General features: G+C 61.7%; 15 protein-coding genes. 5 read left to right on the forward strand and 10 right to left on the reverse strand.

What is annotated here, in order from left to right; genetic code table 11:
• Positions 1-49 precede the first annotated feature (49 nt).
• Together CFR76_RS03220 and CFR76_RS03225 are read right to left on the reverse strand one after the other, a co-directional pair.
• Positions 50-1,339 (reverse strand): NAD(P)/FAD-dependent oxidoreductase, encoded by a 1,290-nt coding sequence (locus CFR76_RS03220; protein WP_244191758.1) that lies wholly within the window; start codon positions 1,337-1,339, stop codon positions 50-52.
• 48 nt (positions 1,340-1,387) lie between these two features.
• A complete protein-coding gene (locus CFR76_RS03225) occupies positions 1,388-2,839 on the reverse strand; it encodes an amino acid permease (RefSeq protein WP_244191759.1) in 1,452 nt (483 codons plus the stop codon).
• Between the two features lie 517 nt (positions 2,840-3,356).
• Here CFR76_RS03225 and CFR76_RS03230 point away from each other — a divergent pair.
• Positions 3,357-3,557, forward strand: a complete 201-nt coding sequence (locus tag CFR76_RS03230) for a DUF2905 domain-containing protein (RefSeq protein ID WP_110555781.1) — start codon at positions 3,357-3,359, stop codon at positions 3,555-3,557.
• Here the strand turns inward: CFR76_RS03230 and CFR76_RS17655 are convergent.
• A complete protein-coding gene (locus tag CFR76_RS17655; RefSeq protein WP_146222630.1) occupies positions 3,547-3,738 on the reverse strand; it encodes a hypothetical protein in 192 nt (63 codons plus the stop codon). The genes CFR76_RS03230 and CFR76_RS17655 overlap by 11 nt on opposite strands.
• A gap of 211 nt (positions 3,739-3,949) precedes the next feature.
• On the opposite strand from CFR76_RS17655, the gene nhaA reads away from it, so the two are divergent.
• On the forward strand, positions 3,950-5,173 hold the full coding sequence (nhaA, locus tag CFR76_RS03235) for a Na+/H+ antiporter NhaA (protein ID WP_244191760.1): 1,224 nt from the start codon (positions 3,950-3,952) through the stop codon (positions 5,171-5,173).
• A gap of 23 nt (positions 5,174-5,196) precedes the next feature.
• On the opposite strand, the gene CFR76_RS03240 is transcribed toward nhaA, so the two are convergent.
• The 6 genes from CFR76_RS03240 to cydD form a co-directional block, all read right to left on the reverse strand.
• Positions 5,197-5,895 carry a hypothetical protein gene (locus CFR76_RS03240; RefSeq protein ID WP_110555852.1) on the reverse strand — a complete coding sequence of 233 codons (699 nt, stop codon included), beginning with the start codon at positions 5,893-5,895 and terminating at the stop codon, positions 5,197-5,199.
• A gap of 325 nt (positions 5,896-6,220) precedes the next feature.
• Positions 6,221-6,415 (reverse strand): hypothetical protein, encoded by a 195-nt coding sequence (locus tag CFR76_RS03245; protein ID WP_110555783.1) that lies wholly within the window; start codon positions 6,413-6,415, stop codon positions 6,221-6,223.
• Positions 6,416-6,428: 13 nt separating this feature from the next.
• The gene (gene cydB, locus CFR76_RS03250) at positions 6,429-7,568 is read right to left on the reverse strand and encodes a cytochrome d ubiquinol oxidase subunit II (RefSeq protein WP_110555784.1); all 1,140 of its coding nucleotides are present in this window, start codon (positions 7,566-7,568) and stop codon (positions 6,429-6,431) included.
• Between the two features lie 14 nt (positions 7,569-7,582).
• Positions 7,583-9,193 carry a cytochrome ubiquinol oxidase subunit I gene (locus CFR76_RS03255; RefSeq protein WP_110555785.1) on the reverse strand — a complete coding sequence of 537 codons (1,611 nt, stop codon included), beginning with the start codon at positions 9,191-9,193 and terminating at the stop codon, positions 7,583-7,585.
• A gap of 64 nt (positions 9,194-9,257) precedes the next feature.
• Positions 9,258-10,949, reverse strand: a complete 1,692-nt coding sequence (gene cydC, locus CFR76_RS03260) for a thiol reductant ABC exporter subunit CydC (protein WP_110555853.1) — start codon at positions 10,947-10,949, stop codon at positions 9,258-9,260.
• On the reverse strand, positions 10,946-12,637 hold the full coding sequence (cydD, locus tag CFR76_RS03265; protein ID WP_208623917.1) for a thiol reductant ABC exporter subunit CydD: 1,692 nt from the start codon (positions 12,635-12,637) through the stop codon (positions 10,946-10,948). Before cydD ends, cydC begins: the two co-directional genes overlap by 4 nt.
• A gap of 403 nt (positions 12,638-13,040) precedes the next feature.
• On the opposite strand from cydD, the gene CFR76_RS18340 reads away from it, so the two are divergent.
• Positions 13,041-13,607: a hypothetical protein gene (locus tag CFR76_RS18340; RefSeq protein WP_244191761.1), complete on the forward strand. Its 567-nt coding sequence runs from the start codon at positions 13,041-13,043 to the stop codon at positions 13,605-13,607.
• Positions 13,608-13,727: 120 nt separating this feature from the next.
• On the opposite strand, the gene CFR76_RS03275 is transcribed toward CFR76_RS18340, so the two are convergent.
• Entirely contained in the window at positions 13,728-14,324 is a 597-nt protein-coding gene (locus CFR76_RS03275; RefSeq protein WP_208623918.1) for a PadR family transcriptional regulator, read from the reverse strand.
• A gap of 636 nt (positions 14,325-14,960) precedes the next feature.
• Between CFR76_RS03275 and CFR76_RS03285 the strand changes: the two genes are divergently transcribed.
• Positions 14,961-16,805 (forward strand): PD40 domain-containing protein, encoded by a 1,845-nt coding sequence (locus CFR76_RS03285; RefSeq protein ID WP_110555855.1) that lies wholly within the window; start codon positions 14,961-14,963, stop codon positions 16,803-16,805.
• A gap of 127 nt (positions 16,806-16,932) precedes the next feature.
• Complete coding sequence (locus CFR76_RS03290) at positions 16,933-18,516, forward strand: acid phosphatase (RefSeq protein WP_110555788.1); 1,584 nt, start codon at positions 16,933-16,935, stop codon at positions 18,514-18,516.
• Positions 18,517-18,526: the final 10 nt, after the last annotated feature.

Consider the following 18,526-nt stretch of genomic DNA (forward strand, 5'->3'; position numbering starts at 1 on the left):
TCATCCGGCCATGGCCGCCGTCAATTGCCACCAACGCCGTGCCAACACATCACTTCGCCAGGGCGTCCATGATCCTGCCCCGCAGTACCGCCCCCGCAACACCCAGGCGCCAGCCAAAATGCGCAGGGATAGGACGCAGGGGTGAAACCGGCAGCAGGATTTCCCCAGTGGGAACCCCGCTGATCCGGCGTGCGATCTCCCGTCCCATCAAGGTCCCCATCGCCACCCCGCGGCCATTATACCCTACGCAGGCCATGATCCCCTCGATCGGTTCATGCCAGTGGGGATAATGGTCAAGGGTCATGGCAAGCTGGCCATTCCATCCATACCGCCATGCCGTCCCCCCCAGAAATGGCCACAGCTTGCAGGCATATTCCTGCAGGAACGGAAATGCCGCGGGGCCTGACAGGTCGCGGGAAGCGGACCGCCCGCCGATAAGCAGGCGCCCTGCGCCATCAATCCGGTAATATGTCACCAGTTCGCCCATCTCATACACGACTTCACGATCGGCCAGGATGCGCTTTACAAAGGGGGCAGGCAGCGGATCCGTCGCGATAATGGCGCTGTAGGCCGGGACGAGGGTGCGACGCAGCCGGTTCCACAACCGCCCTGAATACCCATTGGTGGCGAAGACGACATGCGTGGCGTTTACGCTGCCCTGTGGTGTCCTGACCTGCCATTTTCCGTTTGCCCGGCGCAGGGACATGACGGGCGACCTGGTGTGGATAACCGCACCGTTATCGATCGCGGCCTGCGCAAGCCCGCGCGTATAGGCCAGTGGATTGACCTGGCCCCCGCGCGCGTCGATAAAGCCGCCACGGTAACGGCTGCTGCCCGTGCGGGTGGCGATGTCCGCGCGATCCAGCCAGGTGACCGGGCCGCCCCGGTCACGGCATTCACTGAACAGTTCCCGTTCATGCGCAAGATGCCCCTCCGCCGTGGACGCACGGATCGTACCACCACGCGCCGCATCGCATTTGATGCCGTATTTCGCGATCAGGTCAAACACAAGGTCAGGAGCGTTCCACGCCGCATCGGCCAGTGCCGCCCCATGGGACCCAAAGTCACGCTCGACCTCGGACGGCATGGTCTTGAGGCCGGGATTGACCTGCCCGCCATTACGGCCCGATGCGCCCCAGCCGATCTCGTTGGCTTCCAGCACCATGACCCCCGACCCTGCCCGGGCCAGATGCAGCGCCGCCGACAGGCCGGTAAATCCCGCACCGATCAGCGCGGTTTCACATATGTGTTCCCCCTGCAATGCGGTCGTGACCGGCCCGGGCGGGCTGACGGCGGCATACAGGCTGGGGGGAAGGGATTTATAGGAAATGGAAGCCATGACCATGTGTACTCCACCACAATCGCTGAAAGGATCAGGTTCAGACCGTCACGAAAAACGCGATGTATCGGACGCCCCCACCGGAACGGCTGCCTGGCGCCCTGCCCGGGCCGCCTGCGCGTATCCGTTACGACGCCAGCGCCCGAACGAGATGTTTTCGATCACGATAATGACGCCAAGGCTGATCGTGCTCAGCACGATTTCCTGACGCGTATGCTCGGTCGCGAAGAACATGGTGACCAGCGTGGCCAGCAGCGCACCCAACGTTGCATATGACAGGAACGGAAACCCCCACATGGGAAGCGCGGGCGTCTCCCCCCTGGCCATGCAGGCGCGACGCAGGCGGATATGCGCCACGACAATCAGCACATAGTCGAACAGGATGAAGGTGCCGCTCGCGCTGACCAGAAAACCGAATACCCGCCCCGGCGCCACCATGCCCACCAGCGCCACGACAACCGCGACCCCACAGCCGCACAGGATGGCTCGCACGGGGGTGCCTTTTGCGTTGCGCTGAAGGAAGGTTACGGGCGCATCGCCATTTTCCGCCAGTTCGCACAGGATACGTGATGTTATGTATATGCCCGAATTAAGGGCCGACAATGTCGCGATCAGCATGACGGCCGTCATCATGGCCGAGGCAAACGGCACGCCGATATATTCCAGCGTCGACAGAAAAGGCGAATATCCCGGCACGACGCGCGACAGTGGCAGCAGGAAGATAATAAGCCCGATGGAGATAAGATAGAAGATCATGATCCGCAGCACCACCGTCCGGGTGGACCGGGCCACGTTACCGGCGGGGTCGGAGCTGTCGCATGCGGCGATGGTCGTTATTTCCGACCCCGCCATGGAAAGCATGATACCGGGAATGACCGCCAGCAGGGTAAACAGGCCATGCGGTATCAGCCCGGCGGCGGAAAACAGCGCCCCACCCGGGCTGGCGGCCCCTTTCATGCCGAACAGGACGGAGAGGCCAATCAGGATGAAAACCACGATCGTGGTGATCTTGAGGACCGAGAACCAGTACTCGAACTCCCCATATCCCCTTACGGAAAACAGGTTGACCCCCGTCATGATCCCGATCACCAGCAATTCGATGACCAGATAGGGAAGCGGCAGATAGGGACTGAGGAAGCTGGCGGCGGCGATTGCCTCCAGCCCCAGCAGGGTGGCCCACATGATCCAGTAGATCCATCCCGCGATGAAACCGACCCGCAGCCCCAGCCCACGGCGGATCTGCCCGACAAACGAACCCTTGCCGGGGGACGCGACGGTCATTTCCCCCAGCATCCGCGTCACGCACATGACCAGCAGGCCGCACAGAAAATATGAAAACAGCGCCCCGGCCCCGGCCGTGGAGAGGGCCGTGGCCGACCCCACGAACAGGCTGGCCCCGATCACCCCCCCGATCGAAATCATGGAAACATGCCGGTCCTTGAGCACCGCATTCTCCGGAACCGTCTTTACCCTGGGCGCAGGCGGTGAAAGGCTGTTCATACGTTCTTACCTCATTCTCAGCAGGTGATCCCGGTCCGGCACCTGGAAACATGCGCTGATCGTTCCGAAATACCGTCGTGGGGCGCCGCGTGCGACGGGATAGGGATCGCCAGACATCGGGTTGCCGTTTGCACCCATCATAGAGATATATTTCGAATTCGTAAGGTTATGCGCGTTGGAATCAGGTGGCGGGTCTTTCAGGCGGCCGGGAGCAGGCCACACGGATATTGCGAATCCAGATCATTCCGAACTGGCACCATATCGTATATAGACAGTTTAGCCCCACATGCCCGATCGTGTACATATGCCGACAGGACGACAGGACGAACATATGATGTATCCGCCACCTGCCGACCCGCATGGGTCGCAGGATAAAAATGGCGGTCTATGGGCGGTTTCCGGCCGTAACAGGCCTGACCTGACGTGTAGAGGCAGCCCGGCGGGTTGTATCGCGACCGGGATGTATCCATCTTGTAGCACATAGACAGACTGACTGACCCGTTACGGATACCCTTCCATGTCCCGCATTCTGATTGCCATCGGCCTGCTCCTTCTCCTGGCAGGCCTGTGCTGGCCACTGCTTTCGCGCCTGCCGCTTGGTCGGCTACCGGGGGACATCCTGATACAGAGGCAGAATTTTACCGTTTATCTTCCCGTGACAACCTGCGTGCTTGCAAGTGTCATATTATCATTCGTCATGTGGCTCATCAGGCGATAATGTTACTTGCAGCCCCTTTTCCCAAAAACAGGAAAAATGCCCGGTTTGCCGAAGGGTACCATGCATCCCGGGCAAGCATGGCGGCGTTTTCCGAAGCTTTCTGGAAAAAAGCTTCACCAAAAACTTCTTTTAATTTTAAAGCGCTATCATGAGATGGCGTCTCAAACAGTCTACAAGGCATGTTCAGAAATCAATTTTACTAATACTTTATTGTAATTTTAAAATTTATATAAATATATGTTAATTTTTTACATGATTTTTATGATATTTAAAAAACAATAATCCAAGGCCGCCAAATACACGCCATGTGACGTGTGGGAAACAGGGGATGCCAGTGGCTGGCAACCGTCGCTGTCCTTGTCCTTGGGTTCCAATTCCTTCAATACATGGGAATGCGCAGTTTCCCCGATCATATCCGCCGCTTTTTCACGTCCCCTGCCGGTGGCGCAGGCATTCTGCTGCTGGCATCGATTCTGGGGTTTGTCCTGGCGAACTCGTCATGGGCTGCGGATTACGAGACATTGACAACATGGCCCATGGCGGTTTCCCTGCTGGGGCCACAGGGGCCGGACACCAGTGCCGGATGGGTCTCGGACGGCCTGATGACCCTGTTTTTCCTGACGGTGATCCTTGAAATCAAGACGGAAATCATCTCAGGGCACCTGTCCTCTTCCCGCCAGATCGCACTCCCCCTGATCGGGGCGGTCGGCGGGATGATGGCGCCTGCACTGACGTATAGTCTGGTCACCCATGGCCATGCCGATATTTCAGACGGCTGGGCCATTCCCGTGGCGACGGATGCCGCCTTTACCCTGCCGATCATCCTGGCGCTTGGCCCGCGTGTTTCGACCGCCGCCAGGATATGGCTGATGGCCCTGGCCATTTTTGATGATGTCCTGGGGATTATCGTCATAGCCCTGTTTTACGGAACATCCCTGTACTGGGGCGCCCTGATCGCGGTTTTCATCATTGCCGCAGTACTGGCCTGCATGAACAGATCAGGTATCGCGACAGTCTGGCCCTATGCTGCCGGTGGCGTATTCCTGTGGGTCGCATTGCTGCATTCTGGCCTGCACCCGACACTGGCCGGGGTCATTACCGGGCTTTTCCTGCCCGCAAAACCCTCTGGCGGGCCAATCCGGCAATCCACGCCCCTGGACATAACAGCCAGAATTCTCGGCCCTGTCGTGACATGGGGTGTTCTACCACTGTTCGGTTTCATGAATGCGGGGTTTTCCCTTGCGGGGATGCATGCGGCCATGCTGCTTGCCCCCCTGCCGCTTGGCATCATGCTCGGGCTGCTCATCGGCAAGCCTGTCGGGGTTTTCGGGACAACAATGCTGGCGGTACGATTGAAAATCGCGACGCTCCCCTCCGGGACATCCACGAAAACGCTATTCGGGCTTTCATTGCTCTGTGGCATTGGATTTACGATAAGTATATTTATTTCGGGCCTTGCCTTTCCCGCATCGCAATTTGTTATCCTGGCCAAGATGGGAATATTCGCAGGATCGGTCATCGCTGCCATCAGCGGCTGGCTGTGGTTGCGTTTCATGCCGGTTCCAGACCATCGCGTCCGCCCGTCTGGCCTTGCGCCTGCGCGGGACGGACAGTGATGACTGGCGACCTTGCCATATCATCAATGCCGCGACGTGTTTCCGGGGTCATCCAGGTGACTGTCACCCGCTATGGTCGTATCGCCACCCGCCTGCATGCCCGCGCCGCCAGCATTACCCCCTGTACCGTCCTTCCTGCCCTCTTCCTTTCCCCGGTTTCCTGATGCCTGCGCACGGGCCGGCCCCTGCATCGGGAGGGCAAGGTCGGCAGGAATGGGTTCAAGGTCAAGCGCCCTGCGGATGAAATCGCGCAGGGAGACAACCAGGTCATGCGTATGCACGCGTTGCCCTGTCACAAGTTCGCGGGCGGCATGGTCCGCCAGGCGGACGTGCTCCTCCGTTCCCAGCAAAATGATATCCGACAAGGCGGCTTCCACGGCGTCACGGATACGCCGGGCACGGTCGGACCCGGCCGCATTGACCGTATCCGTTCCTTCATCCGCGCGGGCGGGGGTCAGCGCGTCCGCATCCCCCATAACCCGCAGTTCCCGCCGATGCCGCGGGTCCACGGCCAGATCGCCGGTAAAGGACCCGCCCAGCGTGCGATAGGCCGCGATCAGGGTGCGCAGGCGTTCGTTGATCTGGCGGTTCATACGCTCGCGCCGCTGCTGGACCGCAACCATGACAAGCAGCCGGATACCCACGCCCATCAACGTAATCAGGGACAGCCCGATCGCCGTGGCCAGAAGGCTGTGCCATGAACTGAAATCAAGATTATGCACGGCTGGCTCCTTATGCATGTGCTGCATGGGCATAGCATGGCCGGTCATCATAACGGATAATGCCGGCGATCTGGCATGATGTATCCACCGCCAGCGGGCACAACCCGTACAAAACAAAACACGCCACCCGTGGATGCCCGGGTGGCGTGCTTCGCATCATCGGCAGGGTGATGCCGTGACATAGCGGCGGGCGTGAGATGAAGCAAGACCCACCGCCATTCCTGTCATGGGAACCAGCGCCGTCCGCAGCGGTAGGCAATCAGGTAAAGCCCCATGTAAATCATCGGGATGAAGAAAATGATCCGTTCAAGATCTCCCATCATGGTCAGATCTCCCCATCGGGTGAAAGGCTGGACTGGGCATCAAGCATGATCGCGCCAGCCCCGGAAATCAGGATGATCATGACCGTGCCGATCACCCATGCGAAATACCACGGCCCCTGATCCCCCACGAATACGGCGAACAGCAGGGACACGACCAGGACAACGGCCAGACCGGCCAGGCGCAGAATCTTTGTCATCACGACCTCGCAATCAGTAACTATGGGTGTCGTTCACGACATCGGCGGTATGGACCTTGCCGCGCATGACGTAATAACACCACGACGTATAGGACAGGATGATCGGCACGAAGATCCCCGCCACCACCAGCATGCAGCCAAGGCCATATTCACTGGCGGTGCTGTTCCATACCGTCAGGCTCTGGTCCGGCGCGGTGGAGGACGGCATCAGGAACGGGAACATGGCGCAGCCAACCGTGGTGATGGTGCCAGCCCATGCCCCCAGCCCCAGCCACCATCCCGCAACCGCGCGGCCAGCCGCCAGCATGGCCACACCCGCCAGCATGCAGCCCACCCCCGCAAGCGGCAGCAGCCACAGGGCGGGATGGGCGTGGAAGTTATGCATCCAGCCCCCGGCGACCATCGCCACCGACTGCCCATGCAGCGGGTTGGCGGGCATGGCGGGATTGACGGGCGCGGTCATGACAAAACCGGGCATGAACCGCACCCATATGCCGCCGATTACGAACAGGGTGGCCGCAACCAGGCCGCCGCCCATGGCATAACGCCGGGCGCGCGACCAGATCGGGTCATCCGCCCGCAGCATGAGCATCGCCCCGCCCTGATAGACACTCAGCCCCACGGACATCAATCCACACAGGATGGCAAACGGGTTGAGCAGGTAGGACAGGAAGGATTCATCCTGATAATACTGCCCCGTCCAGCCAAAGTGGTAGCCCACCCCTTCCAGCACGTTGCCGAACGCGGCCCCGTAGATGAACATCGGCACGAAGCCCGACACCAGGAACACCCAGTCCCAGCCAGCCCGCCACAGCGTGCTGTCCGCCTTGGAGCGGTATTCAAACGCCACCGGCCGCAGGATCATGCTGAACAGCAGCGTGATCATGACCACATAGAAGGCCGAGAACGACGTGCCGTACAGCGTGGGGAAGGCCGCAAAGATCGCGCCGCCCCCAAGGATGAACCAGACCTGGTTGCCATCCCAGTGGGGGCCGATGATGTTCAGCGCGGTGCGCCGTTCCCCATCATTGCGCCCGACAAAGCGCAGCAGCGTGCCCACCCCCATATCCATGCCGACCATGGTGCCCAGGCCGATGAACAGCACACCCAGTACGGCGGCCCAGACTATTTTCAGTATCGCGTAAAGTTCCATTTCACCGTTTCCTGTCAGGACGCCATGGGACGCATGTCAAAGGCGGAGGCCCTGGGCGTAGCAGGCGCGTGCGGTTCCATGCTGTCATGGTCGGGACCAAGGCGGGCGAACTTGAACATGAGATACAGTTCAGCCGCGATGAACACGCTGTAGAGCAGCACGAAGCCAACCAGCGAAAACACCATGTAGGACACCCCGTGGCTGGAGGCCGAAAGGAAGGTGGGCAGCCAGCCAAACACCGTCCAGGGCTGGCGGCCTGCCTCCGCCGTGATCCAGCCGAACTCGGTCGCCAGGATCGGCAGCGGGATCGACCACATGCACAGCTTCAGCAGCAGGCGGCTGCGCTCAAGCCGGCGCTTCAGGCTGAGATAGGCCGAAATGGCAAACAGCGCGAAGAACCACAGCGACAGGAACACCATAAGCCGGAACGACCAGAACGTGACGAACACGTTGGGCAGGATATCGGGCTGGGTCGCTTTGACCACATCATCAATCCGGTCAGCTGGGATGGCCGTGACATCCTGACCGGGGGCATGGCGGGTGGCCAGCAGGCCGTAGCCCATGTCCTGCTCATGCGCGGTGAACTGCGCAAGGTCCGTGCTGCTGTGGGTCACGCCATAGCGGCGCAGCGCCGCAACCGCGTCGATACCGGAACGGATGCGGGGGCCTGCTTCGTCCTCCAGTTCGTGCATGCCGGTAATGGGCTGGTCAAACGTGTGGGTGATCAGCGGGGTCAGGACCAGCGGCACGCCGATCTCGTAGTGGTTTTCCTGCCTGGCGTCATCGGGCAGGGCGGCGACGATCCACGGTTCGAACGGCGGGTTGCTGGTATGCCACAGCCCTTCGATCGCGGCGATCTTGGTCGGCTGCTTTTCATAATCCAGCCGCCCCAGCACATCGCCCAGCGTGATGACCGCCACGGTGGATATGATGCCGAACAGCGCGGCCATGCGGAACGACCGCGCGGCAAACTGCCGGTGCTGGCCACGCAGCAGGTAAAAGGCGCTGATGCCCATGACAAACATGGCGGCCGACACATAGCCCGCCACCGACGTATGCACGAATTTCGCCTGCGCGTCGGGGTTGAAGACCAGGTCGACAAAGCTTTCGAACTGCATGCGCATGGTCTCGGGATCAAAATGCGCGCCTTCGGGCATGTTCATGCCGGCATTGGCGATCAGGATCCACAGCGCCGACAGGTTGGAGCCAAGGGCCACCAGATAGGTAATGGCCAAGTGCGCCTGCCGGCTCAACCGGTCCCAGCCAAAGAACATGAGGCCAACGAAGGTGGACTCCATGAAGAAGGCCATCAGCCCTTCAATCGCCAGCGGCGTGCCGAACATGTCCCCGAAGAAATGGGAATACATGGACCAGTTGGTGCCGAACTCGAACTCCATGGTAATGCCGGTCGCCACGCCAATGGCGAAGTTGATGCCGAACAGCTTGCCCCAGAACTGGGCCATGTCCTTGTAGATCTGCCGGCCGGTGACGACGTACACCGTCTCCATGGCCGCCAGCATGAATGTCAGGCCGAGTGTCAATGGCACAAACATGAAATGGTACAATGCCGTCAGCGCGAACTGGAAGCGCGACAGGTCGACGACATCGGGGTTAATGAATTCCACCGTCAGGTCTCCTGATTTCGGTATGGGCGCGAAGGGATTTTCCGGGTTTCAGGTCATCGTCGGGTCATGGCGCCCTCCCGGCCGCATGAAACCGGCCCCCCTCGACACGCACCACCCGGTCCATCCGCGCCGCCACGGCAGGATTATGGGTAATGCACAGGATGGTTGTCCGTGATGGCAGGGCCTGCAGCAGCGCGGCCATCAGGTCGCGCTCGGTCGCGGCGTCCAGCCCCTCGGTCGGCTCGTCAAGGATGACCCATGACGGCGCACGCAGCACAACCCGGGCCACGGCCAGCCGCCGCGCCTGCCCGCCGGACAGGCGTACGCCCCCTTCCCCGATCAGGGTGTCCAGACCGGCGGGTTCTTCCTGCACGAAGGCATCAAGCCGGGCGACCCGCAGGGCCTGCCACATCGCCGCCTCCGTGGCGGTGGGACAGGCGATGGCGAGATTACGGCGGATGCTGCCCTGAAACAGGTGGAAGTCCTGCGCCACCACGCCGATATGGCGCGCCATGACATCCGCATCGACATCCTTCAGGTCCACGCCGCCAAAACGGGCCGTACCTTCCTGATAGTCGTAGAAACGGAACAGCAGGTTGACCAGCGTGCTCTTGCCCGCGCCGGACGGCCCGACCAGCGCCACGCGCTCCCCCTGTCCCACCAGCAGGTCCGCATGCCGCAGCGCCCAGCGTTCAGCCCCGGGATAACGCAGGCCGATACCCGACAGCGACAGGCCGGACGGATCATTCGGGCACCGGGTTACGGCAGGGGACACCACGCAGGGCGGGGTATCGCACATGGCGAATACCCGCGCCGCCGCAAGCCGCACCTGTCCCATCAACTGCCATGCGGCGGGCAGCGGACTGACCACGTCAAACGCGGCCAGCCCCCCCAGCGCCAGCATGGGCAGGCAGGCAGGCGGCAGCGAACCGGCGCGACAGGCATAACCTGCCACCGCCAGGATACCCACTGCACCCAGCATGGCGATGATCGTCGTGGCGCAGCGCGCGCCCCCTTCAATCAGGGCTACATGCCGACGCGCATGACGGATATCGGCCTGCCGGTCGGCAATACGTTCCTGCACGGTTTCAGCCGCGCCGAGGAACAGGAATTCCCCCATGCCCTGCAGCACTTCGGTCAGGTCCGCATGCATGGCGTCCTGCTGGTGGCTGACCCGGTGCGTGGCACGGCGGGACAGCCCCTCCGCCACGACCGGCAGCACACCCCCGCACACCAGCAGCCCCGCCGCCAGCACCATGCCGGCGGGCCGGGAAAACACCCCCGTCACCACCACGAACACCACGCAGCAGATTGCCGCGCTGGCGAAGGGAAGCAGCACCTCCAGATAGAACTGCCCCAGCCGGTCCGTATCGGCCACGAAGCGGAACAGCATGTCCCCGCTGCGCTGTCGCGCCAGCACGGCGGGAGCCTGCGGGACAAGGCGGCTGATGCTCCATGCCCGCACGCGCCCGATCAGGCGCAGGGTCGCATCATGGGTGACCAGCCGTTCCAGGTAACGGGCCAGGATACGCACGGTGGCGAAAAACCGGACCCCGACGGCGGGCAGGAACAGGTTGAACGCATTGCGCGCGGCAATGCCCCCCAGTCCTGCCACGGCGGTCGCGGCCAGCAACCAGCCCGACAGGAACAGCAGGCCGAAACCGGCCAGCGACGCCATGACGGACAGCGCAAGCCCCAGCGCCATTTCCCGCCACATGGGCCGCATGAGGACGGCGATGCGACAAAGCGTGTTCATGCCGCGCACTCCAGCCCGTGCGGGACAGCGCGTACCTGTCCGTCGCGTATGCGCAGCACCTGTCCGGCCTGCGCGATCATGGCGGGGCGATGGGCAATCACGATGGCGATCCGGCCGGCAGCCGCGCGCGCAATAGCCGCCGCCACGCGCCGCGCGCCCTGCGGGTCGAGATTGGCTGTCGGTTCATCCAGAACCAGCACCTGCGGGTTGCGCAGCAGCACGCGCGCCAGCGCTAGACGCTGCACCTGCCCGCCGGACAGGCGCGCGCCACGCTCCCCGATCGGCGTATCAAATCCCTGTGGCAGGGCCTCGATAAAGGACAGGGCATCCGCCTGCGCCGTGACACGGCGCAGGGTGTCCATATCGGCTGTTGGCGCCGCCAGGCGCAGGTTTTCGGCCACCGTGCCATGGATCAGGCGCGGCTGCTGGGGCAGCCAGCCAATCCGATCGCGCCAGTGGGCGGGCATGACGTCCTGCTCATCCGTGGCGATGATGCGCCCGTGTGCCGGTGCCAGCAGCCCCAGCAGCAGGCGGATCAACGTGGTTTTCCCTGCCCCGCTCGCACCCGTCACGACGGTCAGGACATCGCGCGTGAACGTGCAGCTTGCATCGGACAGGACCGGAATGCCGTTTCCGTATCCGGCCGTCACGTTTTCACACGTTACGGATACCAGCGACGCCGTGCTGGCATCATGCGTGTCAGGCCGCGCGGACGCGGCTGGCAGGGCAAACAGCCTGCTGATACCCGTCATGGCCGCACGCGCATTCTGCCGGGCATGATAGCTGGCGGAAAACGCGCGCAGCGGCATGAAATATTCCGGCGCCAGCAGCAGGACCAGAAAGGCCGACTGGAAATCCGCCTTCCCTTCCAGCAGGCGGGAGCCGAACACGACCGCCACAAGGGCGATGGACAGGCTGGAAAAGAATTCCAGCACGGCGGAGGTCAGGAACGCCACCTTCATGACGGACATGGTGGTGCGGCGGTATTCATCCGCCATTCCGGCCATGGCCGTCACGGCGTCACGCGCACGGCCAAACAGCCGCAACGTGGTCATGCCCTGCAATATATCCAGAAACGCCGATCCCAGCAGCAGGAGCTGCGTCCATTGCCGGTCCATGATCGCCTGCGCGCGATAGCCCACCAGCGCCATGAAAACGGGAACAAGCGGCCCCGTGCAGGCCAGGATGAGAAAGCTCCAGCCATCAAGATGCAGCACCATGGCCAGCACCAGCAGCGGCACCACCACCATCATGGCGGCACGCGGCACATATTGCGCGAAATAGGGTTCCAGCGCCGCGATCCCGTCGCCCAGTGCCGTGACCATCTGCCCGGTCGCCTGCCCGGCAATGCCGACCGGGCCAACAGCGAACAGGTGCCGCAGCAGTTCAGCACGCAGGGCGGACGTCAGCCGCAGGCTGCCCTCCGTCGCCACCATGTCCGCAGCCCATTGCAACACGGCGCGTCCGGCCAGCAACGCCAGCAGCAGCCCCACCGCATGCCATTCATCACCAAAGGCATGGCCACGGAAGGCAAGGTCGGCAACAATGCGCGCCAGCACGGCCAGTTGCAGCACCAGCAGCACCGCTGCACCGCCACCAAGCAGCACGGCCACACCGAGCCACAGACCCATGCGCCGCGTAAGCCCCGCAAGGCTCCTGTCGCCGGAATATTCCATGTCCACTTCCACACCATTGCCCCATGCGCGCAGGTAGCGATCGCAGCAGGCAGCATAAATAGTTACATACTTTATGTATGTATGATTAAATTAATTATGTAATTATACGGTGTCAAGAGGTACCTGGCGGGTCCTGTTAGAAACATTCCCAGCCATTCAAACGAAAAAAAACGCACCATGCAGATAATGGCGCGTTTTATTGGTTTCATATTTTAATTAAGTATAAAGCATGCCAGCCGCCCGATCCGGACAGATTGGTCCTATCCAGCGACCACCGGCGTACAATCGGCATGCAGCTCCATCCCCTGCTCCGTGCATGACATGCCGGCGCCGGTGTGGTGATCGTGCATGAACTGGCGGCCCATAATAAAAAAGGCCCGGCAACATGCCGGGCCTTCCATTGTAAATGGGGGGAATGACAGGATCAGTTGGAGCTGTTGTTCTGGTTCCCGCCGTTACCATTATGGTCACCGCCCCGACCGCCGCCGTGGTCACCCCAGTTTCCATTCTGGTGGTCGCCACCACGGCCGCCACGGTCACCCGGGCCACCGTTCTGGTCGCCGCCACGGCCTTCACCGCCGTGATCCCCATGTTCGCCACCCGGGCCGCCATTCTGGTCGCCACCCTGCTGATCACCACGTTGGCTGCCATGGCCACCATGCCCGCCACCGTGATGGCCATGACCGCCATGACCCCGGTGCTCGCCCTGCTCACCGCCCTGATTCTGGTCAGGGGACTGGGCATGGGCCGCCAGCGGAAGGGCAGCACCAAGTGCCAGTGCAAAAAGAATGGAACGCTTCATAATCTTTTATCCTTTAATTCAACCCTTAATACATTATGCCGCATGGCCACGAATGTAAGGGAAAATGATGTAATAAACGGTATCAGAACCACCAGTGTTGGAAATAATGGCTATTCCATGACCGGAATGTTACCGGTAAATATTCCAGATATCTTTATGGATATTCCCGGAAATGCCTGACCTGCGCCCAGCCGTTCACAAAGCATACCATTATTTCCTGCAAACGGCAGGGCGGCATTATGGCAGGATTATGGAGACCTGCCCCGCCCCGCCGGCATGCCGGTCAGGGAACCGCCTGTTTCAGACCTGCCCGATCGCCCGGGCGGCGTCATCCAGCAGGGTGGCGATCCTTTCCTCGGCGTCGGCATCAAGGCCGCCGTTGCGCAACCGCAGGCGCAGCGCCGAGCGCAGGTTTTCCATGCCGCGCATGACCGGCATCGGGACATTCCTGCCGCCCCGCCCGTCCGCGCCGCTGCCTGCCACGCGGGCCAGGATTTCATCAAGGGCCGCACGGCTGGCGGCCAGGAACGCCTCGCCTTCCGGCGTGATGTGGTAGTTCTTGCGGCCATCGGCCTCGACAATCCGGGCATAGCCCGCTTCATCCAGCCAGGTCAGCGTGGGGTAGATCACGCCGGGGCTGGGGGCGTAGCTGCCGCCGAACTTTTCCTCGATCATGCGGATCAGTTCGTAGCCGTAGGTCGGCTTTTGCGCGATCAGCGAGAGGACAAGGAGCCGCATCTCACCATAATCGAACAGCCGGTGACGCCCGCCCCGGCGGCCACCGCCGTGATGTCCACCGCGACCGTGATGGCGGCGGGGTTCCCCGGAACCTGCCATGCCTTCGGGGGAGAAAGTCTGGCGGTTACGACCGCCTGCGTGTCTGTTTCTGTGTTTCATGCTGACTGATATACGTCCCGATATATCTTACGTCAAGATATATCGGAATATATTTTGTTGTTATCTGCCGCATATGGCCAGCCCCGGCCGGACGCAGGCGAAAAAGCCATTCCGGAACCAGATCGTCACACAGGCCCCTGCAGGCTGTTTTTCAATGCATGATGCCTGACATAATATCTGTCGGCCTGCATATATACGCGGCACGTCATGCCACAAAACCGTGGCCTGGCATGCAACGCGGCGTGTTCACAGGCGGCCCATGGCAAAATGACAGCCGCCCATCGGCATGTTTCCTGTCGATCCTGACATAAATGCCTGTCGCCCGTTCTCTTTGCTATGCGATGCGGCGGGAATGGATATACTTCCTGCAATAAAATAGGTCCGTATGGATTGGCACGGATTGCAGGATTGGTAGCGGGGCAAATGGGATATCATTCCGTAACGTCATCAGGGCGCGCTGACCTTTCACCACAACCAGCCATCCGGCCTGCGCGCGCATCGCCCTGCCCTCGACCCGCATGGGGCACAACACAGGCACCCTGAACGCCCATGCCATCCATTAAATGCCCCCCAGCCAGGATGGATGCCCGAAGAATGTACCGGATCCTTGATATCCCAAAGACAGGGGAAACGTTCATGAACCGTCGGAATGTATTGAAGATGCTGGGGGCGGCGCTCATCCTGCCCGCTGGGGCTGCTGCGGCTCCCCGCACGAAGGGCGTGATGCTGATGAACCGCATCGGGCCGTCAGCGTCACAGCTTTACCTTGCCAACACGGACGGGAGTGATGAACGCCCATTCCTGCCGGGAAATGGACTTGATTACCATGCGTCTTTTGCCCCGGACGGACAGTCCATCCTTTTCACATCCGAACGTAACGGGCTGGGACAGGCAGACATATTCCGCGCCCGTCTGGACGGAACCGACGTTACGCCCCTGATCCGCCATCCGTCAGTGGACGATGCCGCCGCCCTGTCACCCGATGGCACGCGCCTGGCATTTGTTTCCACGCGCGATGGATACCGTGCGAATATCTGGGTCATGGACCTTCGCACGGGCAGGCTCCACAACCTGACCGGAGCGGCCCGCGTGCAGGGCGACCCGCAGGGGCCAGACTGTTTCTTCCGCCCCGCATGGTCGCCCGATGGCAGGTGGCTGGCATTTTCCTCCGACCGCAACACCAAATGGCGCGGCCATGACAATGGCCGGGGCTGGGAACATACGCAGGAACTCAGCATCTACATAATCGGTGCGGATGGCCGGGGGTTCCGCCGTATCGCCACCCGCCCCGACTACTGCCTTGGCTCCCCCAGATGGTCACCGGATGGCCGACGGGTGGTGTTTTATGAAATGCCGACTGAAAGCACATGGGGCGCAAGGAGGCCCGAAGGGGTCGCATCCGTGGTCTCCCAGATCGTGTCCGTCGATATCGCCGGCGGGGAACGGATCCAGCATACGTCAGGCCCGGGGCTGAAGGTCTTTCCCCAGTTCGTGACGGCGGAAATCATCGGGTATCACCGCAAGGGCGGCCCGGATGAGGGGCTGGCCTATACCACCGGCATTGCCAGCGTGTCCCGGACGCTGCGTTCCCCCGCATGGTCTCCTGATGGCCGGACAGTCATCTATGAAAAGGTCAGTTTCCGCCCCTTTGCCCAGAACCGGCAGCTCTATAGCTGGGACCCGCAGTGGGATTACCGGCACACGGATGTCTTTCCCGGCCTGTCACGTGATGGCAGGCTGGTGCTGACGGAAAAGGCGCTCAATTCCTCCATCGCCACCATGAACCCGGATGGATCTGACCGGAAACGGATATTCGATGTCTCCCGTACGGCCCTCAACCCGACACAGGTGGGCCATGGCATGGCCGGGGCGTTTGCCCCTGCATGGTCGCCCGACGGCCAGTGGATCGCCTTCGGGCTAGGCCAGTGGTTCCAGGCGCGCCGCACGGGCAAGGCAACGGTCATGCGCATGCGCCGCGACGGCAGCGCGGTCGAACCGCTGACCGATGGCACCATACATTCCGGTTTCCCCAGCTATTCCGCCGATGGCACGCAGCTCGTGTATCGGGTATGGGGCGAAAACAACATGGGCCTACGCATACTGGACCTGCACACCCGGCAGACACGCGTACTGACCACCACATACGACAACCTGCCCGGCTGGTCGCCCGATGGCAGCCGGATCGTATTCACACGCCGGGTGGATGACGAAAATTATGATATTTTCACTATCTGCCCCGATGGAAGCGGACTGAAACGACTGACCACCAATGGCGCCAATGACGGCCATGCCGTATGGACGGGCGACGGACGGATCATGTGGTCAAGTGGCCTGTATGGCTTCCGTGATGAAGCCGCCCTGTATGACAATACGTTCCAGCCTTACGGGCAGATCTTCATCATGAATGCGGATGGCGGCCACAAGAGGATCCTGACGGACAGCCTGTGGGAAGATTCCATGCCTCTTTATGTCCCGGCATGACCTGACATGCCTCCGAACGCCATCCAGCGCCGCCATGTCTTTCCTGCCCGGTTTTCCAATCGCCTGAAATCGCGGATAACGGGACATCCGGCTTGACCATCGGTGAATTCAGGATAATGAAAAAAGCATGGTGGACCCGACGCATATCAATGGCCGACAGACCGTGGCCCGGTTCACGACCGGGCTGCTTTTCCTGGCCATCGCGATGGCCTGCGGTCTCACCGGCAGCCATGCAAGGTCCGCGCGCCCTTCGCTGGACCCGATCCAGACAGTTGTTGTGATCTTTGCCGAAAACCGTTCCCTTGATAACCTATACAATGGTTTTCCGGGTGCCGACACGTTTGCGGGCAAGGCCCTGACCCGGTTTGCCCAGCGCGACCGGGATGGATCGATCCTGCGTGAACTTCCCCCCGTATGGGGCGGCCTGACGGGTCGGGGCGTGCCGGACCCGATCACGCAGGCAATGAGCGCCCACCTGCCCAACCAGCCATTCCGCGTGGATGACCCGCAGGGGTTCAACCGGCCCCTCAGCACACGTACACATGACCTGTGGCACCGGTATTACCAGAACCAGATGCAGATCAATGGCGGTCGTAACGACATGTTTGTGGCATGGGGCAATTCCGGGGCCATGCCCATGAGTTACTGGGACGGCACGCAGATGGAGATGTGGCAGGTCGCGCGTCGATACACCCTTGCCGACCACTTCTTCATGGGGGCGTTTGGCGGCTCGTTCCTCAATCACCAGTGGCTGGCCTGCGCCTGCGCCCCGTTCTATCCCGGTGCGGATGCAAGCCCCGCCCATCCGGTCATTTCCGTAACCGATCCTTCCGGCACGTCACTGCCCGTCGCCCCCAATTCCCCCCGTTCCGCACTGGATGGCATTCCGAAATTCGTGCGCGATGGCAACCTGACGCCCGATTTTTACGCCGTCAACACGATGCAGCCCCCTTACCAGCCCAGTGAAAACGCCCCGGCGGCGGGACAGGACGCACGTTTTGCCGACCCCATGCAGCCCACCACCCTGCCGCCCCAGACAATCCCCACCATTGGCGACCGCCTGAGCGAAAAAGGGATAACATGGGCATGGTACGCTGGCGCATGGCAGGATGTGCTGGACCATGGCAACCACTATCCCACGCCCGATTTCCAGTATCACCACCAGCCATACAACTATTTCCGCAATTACGCCCCCGGCACGTCGGCACGGCAGGCGCACCTGCGTGACGGGGGGCTGGCGGGCATACGGTTCATTGCCGACATCGACCACGGGATACTGCCGCAGGTCAGTTTCTACAAACCGCAGGGCAACCTGAACGAACATTCCGGCTATGCCGATATCCAGTCCGGCGATCATCACATCGCCGACCTGGTCGCCCATCTGGAAAAAAGCCCCCAGTGGCCGCATATGCTGGTCGTCGTGACATATGATGAAAATGGCGGGCTGTGGGACCATGTCGCGCCGCCCAGGGGTGACCGCTGGGGGCCGGGATCACGCATTCCCGCCATTATCATCTCGCCTTACGCGCGACGCGGCCATGTGGACCACACGGTGCAGGACACGACGTCCATCCTGAAATTCCTGACCGAACGCTTCCGCCTGCGCGCACTCGACGGCCTTGCCGCCCGCGACCGGGCCATGCAGGCCAGCACGGGCCGGCCACTGGGTGACCTGACCAGCGCCCTGAATCTGACACGGGGGCCGCGATAGGCTACCTGCC

Source organism: Komagataeibacter swingsii (genome assembly GCF_003207895.1).
GTDB classification, from domain to species: Bacteria; Pseudomonadota; Alphaproteobacteria; order Acetobacterales; family Acetobacteraceae; genus Komagataeibacter; species Komagataeibacter swingsii.